Source organism: Bacillus sp. P4_D3 (assembly GCF_056401855.1).
Genome location: NZ_JBFUIN010000096.1, coordinates 1 through 10,061, shown reverse-complemented (window position 1 = coordinate 10,061; position 10,061 = coordinate 1). Strand labels below are relative to the sequence as shown.

General features: G+C 34.1%; 10 protein-coding genes and 1 pseudogene. 7 read left to right on the top strand and 4 right to left on the bottom strand.

Annotation, left to right across the window (positions count from 1 at the left end):
* Positions 1 to 10 precede the first annotated feature (10 nt).
* Positions 11 to 1,324 carry a D-arabinono-1,4-lactone oxidase gene (locus AC1DTM_RS12865; protein ID WP_016103551.1) on the top strand — a complete coding sequence of 438 codons (1,314 nt, stop codon included), beginning with the start codon at positions 11 to 13 and terminating at the stop codon, positions 1,322 to 1,324.
* A gap of 7 nt (positions 1,325 to 1,331) precedes the next feature.
* Here AC1DTM_RS12865 and AC1DTM_RS12860 read toward each other — a convergent pair whose 3' ends face one another.
* A complete protein-coding gene (locus tag AC1DTM_RS12860; RefSeq protein WP_016103552.1) occupies positions 1,332 to 2,483 on the bottom strand; it encodes a VanZ family protein in 1,152 nt (383 codons plus the stop codon).
* A 171-nt stretch (positions 2,484 to 2,654) separates the two neighbouring features.
* Between AC1DTM_RS12860 and AC1DTM_RS12855 the strand changes: the two genes are divergently transcribed.
* The gene (locus AC1DTM_RS12855) at positions 2,655 to 2,858 is read left to right on the top strand and encodes a hypothetical protein (RefSeq protein WP_016103553.1); all 204 of its coding nucleotides are present in this window, start codon (positions 2,655 to 2,657) and stop codon (positions 2,856 to 2,858) included.
* A gap of 193 nt (positions 2,859 to 3,051) precedes the next feature.
* On the opposite strand, the gene AC1DTM_RS12850 is transcribed toward AC1DTM_RS12855, so the two are convergent.
* Positions 3,052 to 3,864: an undecaprenyl-diphosphate phosphatase gene (locus AC1DTM_RS12850; protein WP_016103554.1), complete on the bottom strand. Its 813-nt coding sequence runs from the start codon at positions 3,862 to 3,864 to the stop codon at positions 3,052 to 3,054.
* A 132-nt stretch (positions 3,865 to 3,996) separates the two neighbouring features.
* Positions 3,997 to 4,515 (bottom strand): annotated as a pseudogene (locus AC1DTM_RS12845) (methyl-accepting chemotaxis protein); the annotation flags it as partial.
* A gap of 646 nt (positions 4,516 to 5,161) precedes the next feature.
* On the opposite strand from AC1DTM_RS12845, the gene AC1DTM_RS12840 reads away from it, so the two are divergent.
* The 5 genes from AC1DTM_RS12840 (at position 5,162) to AC1DTM_RS12820 (ending at position 9,227) form a co-directional block, all read left to right on the top strand.
* Entirely contained in the window at positions 5,162 to 6,412 is a 1,251-nt protein-coding gene (locus AC1DTM_RS12840; protein ID WP_477000312.1) for a 3D domain-containing protein, read from the top strand.
* A gap of 112 nt (positions 6,413 to 6,524) precedes the next feature.
* A complete protein-coding gene (locus AC1DTM_RS12835) occupies positions 6,525 to 6,743 on the top strand; it encodes a helix-turn-helix transcriptional regulator (protein ID WP_000154009.1) in 219 nt (72 codons plus the stop codon).
* Positions 6,736 to 7,209: a DUF2178 domain-containing protein gene (locus AC1DTM_RS12830; RefSeq protein WP_477000311.1), complete on the top strand. Its 474-nt coding sequence runs from the start codon at positions 6,736 to 6,738 to the stop codon at positions 7,207 to 7,209. The genes AC1DTM_RS12835 and AC1DTM_RS12830 overlap by 8 nt, the downstream gene beginning before the upstream one ends.
* A gap of 118 nt (positions 7,210 to 7,327) precedes the next feature.
* Positions 7,328 to 7,960 carry a class A sortase gene (locus tag AC1DTM_RS12825; RefSeq protein WP_002159273.1) on the top strand — a complete coding sequence of 211 codons (633 nt, stop codon included), beginning with the start codon at positions 7,328 to 7,330 and terminating at the stop codon, positions 7,958 to 7,960.
* A gap of 145 nt (positions 7,961 to 8,105) precedes the next feature.
* Positions 8,106 to 9,227: a YHYH domain-containing protein gene (locus tag AC1DTM_RS12820; RefSeq protein WP_477000310.1), complete on the top strand. Its 1,122-nt coding sequence runs from the start codon at positions 8,106 to 8,108 to the stop codon at positions 9,225 to 9,227.
* A 31-nt stretch (positions 9,228 to 9,258) separates the two neighbouring features.
* Here the strand turns inward: AC1DTM_RS12820 and AC1DTM_RS12815 are convergent.
* Positions 9,259 to 10,061: peptide MFS transporter (locus tag AC1DTM_RS12815; RefSeq protein ID WP_477000309.1), on the bottom strand; the 803-nt coding region annotated here is incomplete at its 5' end.

Sequence of the window (10,061 nt, the reverse complement as noted above, 5' to 3'; positions counted from 1 at the left end):
GGGATGGACAATGCTTTCTATAAAGGGACAAAAATGGAGAAATTGGACAGGGAATGTAGAAGGAACGCCGCATTATACGATGTATCCAAAAAGTATACAAGATGTAGTAGAAGTTGTGGGRCTTGCACGAAAAAAAGGAAAGAAAATTCGTGTTGTCGGTTCAGGGCATTCTTTTACACCTCTTGTGCAAACGGAAGAAATTTTAGTTTCTTTAGATGAATTGAAGGGCATTATGAATATTGATGCAGAGAAGATGACTGTTGAAGTGTGGGCGGGAACAAAGTTACATGATTTAGGGAAGTTACTTCAGGAAAAAGGTTATGCGCAAGAAAATTTAGGAGATATTGATTCACAATCTATTGCAGGAGCGATTAGTACGGGAACTCATGGGACGGGTGTTACATTTGGGAGTTTATCAACACAAGTTATAGAGATTACGGCAGTTTTATCAACAGGTGAGAGTATAGTTTGTTCAGAAACCGAAAACGCCGAATATTGGAAAGCATTTCAGCTGTCGCTTGGAATGCTAGGTATTATTGTAAAGATAAAATTGAAGGTTATCCCAGCGTATTCTCTCGTTTATGAAAGCGAAAAACAGTCATTAACTACTGTAATGAACAAACTAGAAGAATATAAGAAGAATCGTCATTTTGAATTTTTCGTTTTTCCTTATTCAGATGAAGTGCAAGTGAAATTTACAAACGAAACAACGAGTAAAGAAAGTGATTTGAAATGGCATAAACTAAAGGTGGAGTTACTTGAAAATAGGATGTTCTCTTTGTTATCTAAAGGGTGTAAATGGTTTCCTTCTATAAGTAAAGGAGTAAGTCGATTATCAGCTAAGGCTGTACCAAACACAAAAATAATTGGACCAAGCTATGAAGTGTTCGCTACATCACGTACGGTTCCATTTTATGAAATGGAGTACAGTGTCCCTTCAAAGTATATGAGGACTGTTGTAGAAGAGATTTCAAATCTTATTGAAAAGAAAAAGTATAAGGTACACTTCCCGATTGAATGCCGCTACGTGAGAGATGATGATATATGGCTCAGTCCAGCGTACGGAAGAGATTCAGCGTATATTGCTGTTCATATGTATAAAGGTATGAAATATGCCGCTTATTTTGGTGAAGTGGAGAAAATTTTTCTAAAGTATGAAGGGCGCCCACATTGGGGGAAAATGCATACGTTAACGTACGAAAAATTACAAAATATATATCCAGAATTGCATTCGTTTCTAAAAATGAGGAAGTCACTAGATGAAACAGGAATGTTTTTAAGCCCTTATACAGAAAAGTTATTTACGAGTATGAAAAAAAGCTGACAAATTATTATTTGTCAGCTTTTTTAAGTGTAATTGCATTTCTTGTATGACTAATACGCTCGTAAAATAGTAATTTATCACTGCTAAATACATGTAATAAAACATGAATAATAAATAGCCCGTTAATTACGAATTGGAATAACAGTATAACTAGTAATACTAAAGGCTCTGTATGATTTAAGATAGAGCTACTAGAAAGAATATAGTTGATTCCACCTAAAATGAAATAGAATATACCGTAACGGATGAATAGTTCCTTCATTGTAATACGATCTGACTTTCCTTTCACGTAAATACGAAGCAATGCTTTCCCAATTGTTTTTCCGTTCGTAAAGTATGGAATGATAATAAAGTAAATAAAGATCGAACATGTAATGAAAATGAGTTCGTATATATTTGTGTAAGATTGGATATTAGAAATAAATATAGAATTTCCTTTATTTTTAATGAATGGTACAACGATAGATAAGAAAATCCAATCAATTTGCATAGCGATCAAACGACGTACAAAACCAACTGGTTTCGTTTCCAAATCAATACGGCTATCTAACTCGTTTGCTTTCGGAAGGAAGTACGTAAATATTGGTGCGATAATAAAACCAATGATTCCTCCTAATGTATTTAAAAACAAATCGTCTATATCGAATAGGCGATAGGCACAATTATATATACCATATAATCCAGTCACCTGTGTTAGCTCGAAAAATAGTGAAAGACAAAAAGAAATACAAATAGTCTGTAAGAAACTACGTCGGAAATAATAACGTAAGTAAATACCGAATGGAACGGTTAATAGAACGTTAAAAGCAACTTGTAAAAATGCAGATTCTTTTAATAACAAGAAATAAGTAGTTGGTTTCGTTAAAATTGCCGATGTATGGTTACTAATCTCTTGTATGAAATAAAATGGTGAGAGTTGCATATGCTGTGTATTAGCGGGTTGTAGGCTACAAGTATCATACGTTTGTGGTAACGGCAAAATAACAAGAAAATAKGCATTTAATAAGTAAAGTAATAATGAGTATAAAATAAATGAGCGCCATTTATTTAAATAACCGTATTTTCGATAATTAAATATTAAAAAAGGAATTAATAGAAACATTGCTAAAATAGGAAATAAAATAAAAGCTGTTTTTACTGGAAATAAATATGCAGTCAAAATGAAGCTCCTTTCAATGAAAATTCGTTTATCATTATAGCGCTAAAAGGAGTTTAAAACAAAGTTAAAATATTTCGAAATAGAAAGAATTACAAATTTTATCGAAATTAAGTTATACTAAATCTAATATAAGGATATTGTGATTATATAAGTTGAGAGAGGGTACTAGATATGCGATATGAGCTTTTTTCGGTAAGCGGGGATCATATTACAACTTTTGAAAGCACATGGCGTTTTCAGGAGGGGGAACAGATTTTTGTTCATGATGATAATACAAAACGAAATTTTATTATTATTCGCTTAACACATGATTTATTTCAAAAAAATACACATGTTATTCGCTTGTATTGTCAGGAAAAGAAAGTTTATGCATAAGGAAAAACCTCTTACTGTATGAGGGCAGTAAGAGGTTTTTTATCCCGCTATTTGTGGGCAGTAARACTCCCACCTCAAAATTCGGCCCGAGCAAAGAAGTTAGGTGGGAGCCCTGCTGCCCGTAAACGCCCGATTGGTGCGGGCTAATAATCAGTGGGGGATGAACAAAACCCCCACTGATTAAAGTTTCACTTTATAAGAAAATGATAGTTAGCACACCTACGATAATACAGTAGAAAGAGAAATATTTTAAATTTCCTTTTGCCATAATGTTCATAAACCATTTTAATGAAATATATGTCATGACAAATGTTGCGATGAAAGCAACAATATAAGGTACAAATAATGTATCTAAATTTGGATCGTTTGCAATGTCTGTAATACTTAACAATAAACCACCTAAGCTAACAGGAATGTATAGTAAGAATGAGAAGCGAAGAGCTGTTTCTTGCTTCATACCAAGTAACATTGCTGCCACGATTGTAGCACCTGATCTGCTTATACCAGGAATTAGTGCGCAAGCTTGTGCTAGACCAATAATGATTGCATCTTTCATAGAAAGATCGCCATCATTTTTACGTCCACGCAAGTTTCGAATAATCCAAAGGCCGATAGCAGTAATAAGAAGGGAAATCCCAACCATTTTCACACCTTTTAAATAGTGGTCGATATAATCTTTAAATAAAATACCAATAACACCTGCTGGAATGGTTGCAATAACAAGGTAAATAATAAAGAAGAAATCTGATTTTGCGTCTTCTGCTCTTGTAAATATATAAGATAGACCATTCTTGGTTAGACGAATTAAATCATTTCTATAAATAAGTAATACAGCTAATAATGAAGCTGAATTAACAAGTAGTTCGAAGCTAAACCCTTCTATTTTTAGTCCTAGCAAATGCTGTGCTAAAACGAGGTGACCGCTTGAAGAAATCGGAATTGGCTCTGTTAGTCCTTGGAACAGACCAAGAATTAAATATTTTAAAATGTAGTAAAATTGTTCCATAATAACCTCCTTGTTTATTAGTCGAAAGAAACAACTTTTCCATTATAGCAAAAGAGAGGATGAATATTGAGAAGAAATAAATATTCGAAATATAATAAAAATCCCTTATACCGGTATAAGGGATTTTTATTATTAATGAGAAGCTACTGTTTCTTGAAGACTTTTAGTTAATTGAACATCGACTTTTTCAGCATCATGAATATGGCTCATAATAGTAGTATTTAATTTTTGGAACATTTGTTGAGTGTTTGCAAATTCTCTTAATATATCATCATTACAAGATTTTTGGTTTTCGATAGCYTTAATAACATTTGTAGCGCCACTTTGTAATGTTTGAATCATTATTAAAATATTTTCAATTCTAGCGTTAGTATCGGCGCTCATTTCTACACCTTCATCAACTAAATGTAAATTATCTTTTGTATTTTCGTACGCTTTTTCAATTTCCTCTTGGATTTTTTTCGTTAAATTTCCAATGTTTTTTGTACTCTCCGCTGTGCTTTCTGCTAGTTTTCTTACTTCATTGGCAACAACAGCGAATCCTTTTCCATGCTCTCCAGCACGTGCAGCTTCAATACTTGCATTTAACGCTAATAAATTTGTTTGCGCAGCAATGTTTTGAATTACTTCTACAATTTGCTCGATTTCTTTTGAGCGTTCACTTAAATGATTCATACTATTAGACGTGCGCTGAGATTGTTCACCTAATTTATTAATTACAATGAGTAAACGGTGAACAGATTCTTTTCCTTCATTAGAGCAATCGATAATTTCTTCAATAGACTGAATTAAGCTTTGTTCTTTTTGTAACATTTCACTATTTAATTCATTGGAATGTGTCGTACGTGTTGAAACATTTTCAAAACATGAGTTTAATTGTTGAATTAAATTTTGGAGTGTATGGTGCTGGTTATTTACAAGTTGATGTTCTTGAACAACGCTTTGTACACGGTCGTGGATAGAAGAAATAGTCTCTTGGTTTTCAATATCTTTTTGTTTTAATTCTGTTTCTAGCTCATGTATACGATTTTCTAATTGATCAATTTTATGTTGGAGTGCTTTCTTTTGAGTAAACATGTATTTATCTCAACCGCCTTTAGAAGTTATATTTTCTCTATATTTGGATTTTAGCATCTTTTATAATTTTTAAATATAGGAATTGTTAAATATTTAAGAATCTATTACATTTTATTCATAATTCCCTTTTTTTTGTCATGAAAAATAAACTGTATTTAATGGTTCTGTAAACAAACTGTAAAATAAATCATGTATAACTGTATAAGAAGGGAGTCGGATTATGAACTATTTTAAGCGAATCAGTAGTCTAGTAGTAGCAGGAATTATCGTTCTTTCTAGTACAGTCGCTGTAAAAGCAGAGTCAAACGACGAGAAACTTAACAACATGCAACAGCAATTGCAGCAAAACGATGCAGATATGCAGAAGAAAGAGCAAGAGAAGCAAGCTGTTAGTAAAGAAATTCAAGGTATCGAAAATGAACTACATAATTTAAATAATACAATTGCAAAAAATAAAGAGGATCAAGCTGCTATTCAACATAAAATCGATGAAACACATAAGCAGATTGAACAAAAAAAAGCAGATATTATCGTTTTAGAAGATAAAGTCCTTGCTCGTAAGGATATTATGAAAAAACGTATGGTTTCTGTTCAAAATAGCTCAAACACGAGTTTAGTAGTAGAAGTTGTTGTAGAATCAAAAAACTTTGCAGATTTCATACAACGTATGAACGCAGTTACTACTATTCTAGAAGCAGATAAAGAAATTTTACGTCTACAAGAACAAGATCTTCGTCAAATTGAAGAAGATAAAAAAGCAATTGACGAAAAAGAAGCATCTTTAGTAGTAGATAAGCAAAAATTAGCAAAAGCACAAGCAGATTTGCAAGATAACTTGAAAAAACGTCAAGATAACTTACAAACGGTTCAAGCTAAATATAATCAGATTGCAAGCCAACTTAATTTAGCAGCGGAAGAGAAAGCAAAAGTTGAAGCAAATATGAAAKCAGTACAAGAAACAATTGCTCGTGAACAAGAAGCAGCAAGAATTGCAGCAGAAGAGCGCGCAAAAGCTGAAGCAGCTGCAAAGGCTGAGCAAGAAGAGTTGGCAAAAGCGAAGGCAGCAGCAGCTAAGCAAAAAGAAGAACAGGCAGCTAAGCCGGCAGAGCCTGTAGCTAAAGATACAACATCAGCTAAGCCGGATCCAAAACCAGCTCAAGGTGGAAAAGAATTTTATGTAACAGCAACTGCTTATACAGCTGATCCATCTGAAAATGGCTATAAACCGGGTGAAATTGTAAAGTCTAAGTTAGGACATAATTTGACTGCAAATCCAAACATGAAACTAATTGCTGTAGATCCAGCTGTGATTCCATTAGGTTCTACTGTATATGTGGAAAATTACGGTACGGCGATTGCTGGAGATACTGGTAGTGCGATTAAAGGTCATATAATTGATTTATTAATGCCAGATTCAGCTACAGCTAATAATTGGGGCAGAAGAAGTGTTAAAGTTACAATTTTAAACTAAAACGTAATCCAACTTTACAATACGTAAAGTTGGATTTTTTTGTAAAAATAATGTTAAGTTGAGTTTACATTTTGTTAAGAGTAGCATACAATAATGGTAAGAGGTGGTAAAAATGACCATTTTAAACAGGGTGAAGGAATTAAGAGCTCGCTTTAATTTTTCGCAAAGTGTATTAGCAGAAAAGGTTGGGGTGACGAGACAAACGATCGCTGCAATTGAAAAAGGGGATTACGTTCCTTCATTGTTACTAGCATTGACGATTTGTGATGTATTCGAGTTAAAGATGGAAGATGTGTTTGTTTTAAATAAGGAGGGGGAAGAGGATGAATAGAATTGGGGTTTCTTATATCGTAAATGTGCTGAGATTTGTGATAGCTTTTTGGGCGTTTATTGAGCTCTATTATGCTTGGATAGAGCTAGCAAATATTATTGAAACTGAGAAATTACCGTTTGAAGTAACAATCAATATGATACCATTAGGATTGTTAATAATTGTAGCTATTATAACGACGTTTTTTTATAAAGTTCAAAAGAAGAAACATAAAGCTCTTTCTTATTGGATGTACCCGTTATTATTTCCACAAGAAGACGAGCGGGAAAAAGCAATTACACAAAAGGCATGCCGGACAACATTTGTTTCATTCTGGTATGGAATAGTTATTGCTATTGGATTTTTAACACTTTCTCCTGTAGCTAATTTATATATTCCTGKATATCCATTATATATTTTATTTTTCATGCTTTTTATTCAAATGACAGTCTTTTACGTATCCCTGTACAGAAATAAATTAGTCTAAAAAAGAAACCTTCTTGCTGATGCAAGAAGGTTTCTTTTTTAGCTTACACTTGTACATATAGCAATATTGTCTTATCATTTTATATAGAGTAAGATTTTGTAACGGAAAGGAATTGTATATGAATAAGCAAAGAATTTATAGTATAATAGCAATCCTTCTATTTGTTGTAGGTGGTGTATTAATCGGAAAGCCATTTTATGATGGATATAAGGCAGAGACGAAACAGACAGCGAATGTGCAAGCTGTTCAAAAGATGGAATATGAAAAGCACGACACGGAATTTGTAGATGCTTCAAAAATTAATCAACCAGACTTGGCAGAAGTAGCGAGTGCATCGTTAGATAAAAAACAAGTAATCGGTCGTATTTCAATTCCGAGCATCTCATTAGAACTTCCTGTTTTAAAAGCGTCGACTGAAAAGAATTTATTATCAGGTGCGGCAACTGTAAGAGAAAATCAAGTAATGGGACAGGGGAATTATGCGCTTGCAGGGCATAATATGTCAAAAAAAGGTGTTTTATTTAGTGATGTATCAACTTTAAAGAAGAACGATAAAATTTATTTGTATGACAATGCAAATGAGTATGAGTATACTGTTACCGGTGTATCTGAAGTGACTCCTGATAAATGGGAAGTTGTAGAGGATCATGGGAAAGATGAGATAACACTTATTACATGTGTATCTGTTAAGGATAATTCTAAGCGTTTTGTTATTACGGGTGATCTAGTAGGAACAAAGGCGAAGAAATAAAGAAAAAAGAAGGTTCACTCTTTAAAGAGTGAACCTTCTTTTTTTGTCCAACATTTAGAAATAAAAGAATATTTTAGTTGGTATTTAAGTATTTTTCTATTTTTATATAATAAAGTAATGAATCTAGATTTTGGGAGGAACAAAAGTGAAACAGCAAGTAAAAAGACTTCTTTTAACAACAAGCGTAGCGTTATTGGTAGCGCCAATTTCTGCTTATGCACATCCAGGACGTACAGATGCTAATGGTGGACATACGTGTCGTACAAATTGTGAAAAATGGGGATTGCAGTACGGGGAATATCATTATCACAATAAACCAGCTTCTAGTAGTGGTGCAACGAGTCCAGCTCCTAGCCAAAATAATAATGGTGCTGTAGAAGCTGAAAGACAAGCAGAAGCGCAGCGTAAAGCTGAGGCAGAAAAACAACGTGCTGCAGAAGAACAGCGTAAAGCAGAGGAAGAGAGACAGCGCGCTGCAGAAGAACAGCGCAAAGTAGAGGAAGAAAGACAGCGTGCTGCAGAAGAACAACGCAAAGCAGAAGAAGCACGTAAGGCAGAGGAAGCGCAGCGTAAAGCTGAGGCTGAAAAGGGACAAGCTGAAGGGCAAACAAGCGGAGAGACAGATTTTAAAGCAGGAAAGAATAATGCAGAAGGACATGTAGCTGGAAAACCAGATGCATATAAACAAGCATTTACAACTGCTTATGCTGCTGCATGGTCTTTAGAAGAACAGAAAAAAGCACATTTTGAAAAAGGTAAAGAGCAAGGGTTAGCACAAGAGGCAATGGACGATAGTCAAATTACTCCTGAGTTTAAGGTGAACTTTGCAGAAGGTTTCCAAGTAGGTAATAAAGAGAGAACCGAAAAGATTGAAAAAGAACAAGCGGAACTTGGTGAAAAGGCTGGTAAAGCATTAGCTGAAAAGAAACCTGGAAATACCGAAAAGGATACATATGTGAAAGCATATGAAACCGCGTATGAAAAAGGATATAAGTCTGCCCAAAAAATGGYGGAAAAAGCTGGATATACATATGCATTTGAAAATTATGATTTAAAAGTTCCTGCTAAGTATGAAAAGCATGAGTCATTAAAGAAATGGTTTACGGAAGGGTTTAAATCAAATAAAAAGGCAGCAGAAATCCGAGAAGAAGGATATAAAAAAGGAGATAGCTGGCTGTCATTTTTCTATAAAAACTTCGTGCCAAGTGAATATAAAGAGCACAAAGATCTGTATGAACAAGCAATAGAAAAAGGTAAAAAAGCATAAAAAAAAGATGAGGAATTTTTCCTCATCTTTTTTAATCCATCCATTTCACTAATTTCTTAGAAATTAATAATAAAACACAACCTAAAATAATTGCTGCAGCTCCGATTACTGTAAATACTTCAGCATATCCAAGTGAAGTTGTGAAGCTTGCAAGCTGTCCGCCTATAATGTTGGCGATTCCTGAGCTTGCTAACCATACTCCCATTAATAAAGAAGCAAGTTTTACTGGAGCAAGTGCGCTAACCATTGATAGTCCAACAGGTGATAAGAATAGCTCACCTAACGTATGGAAAAGATACGTAAAGACGATAAATAGTAAGTTTGCTTTTTCTGTAATGTTATGTTCATCACTACCTGTTTTTAATGTAGCGATAACGAGAATGATATAACCGATACCGAGTAGGATCATACCAAGTCCCATTTTTGTTGGGATTTTTAAGTCCCCACTTTTTCTAGTTGCAAGTTTTGCCCATAATGCCGAAATGACTGGAGCAAGTAAAATAATAAATAACGGATTGACCGATTGGAACCAAGATGTTGGAACTTCCCATCCGAACACAGAGCGGTCTACAAATTTGTTTGTATATAATGTTAACGAACTACCAGCTTGTTCAAATCCAGCCCAGAAGAAGACAACAAAGCATGTTAAAATGACGATAACTGTTGTACGTTGTTTTTCTTTTTTTGTTAACGGTGTATTTCCTACTGTTTGTTGTCCAGCAGCCGTTTGCAAATCGCGAGTTGGTTTTTTACCGATATCACCAAGGAAGCGATTTGATAGTGTTGTAAATAAAATTTGTCCAATGATCATTCCGATTGAAGCGGCTAAGAAAC

Bases quoted from the DNA above. Each gene is read 5' to 3' on its own strand.
- AC1DTM_RS12855 (WP_016103553.1), top strand. From the start codon at position 2,655: ATGCGATATGAGCTTTTTTCGGTAAGCGGGGATCATATTACAACTTTT.
- AC1DTM_RS12850 (WP_016103554.1), bottom strand. From the start codon at position 3,864: ATGGAACAATTTTACTACATTTTAAAATATTTAATTCTTGGTCTGTTC.
- AC1DTM_RS12835 (WP_000154009.1), top strand. From the start codon at position 6,525: ATGACCATTTTAAACAGGGTGAAGGAATTAAGAGCTCGCTTTAATTTT.
- AC1DTM_RS12825 (WP_002159273.1), top strand. From the start codon at position 7,328: ATGAATAAGCAAAGAATTTATAGTATAATAGCAATCCTTCTATTTGTT.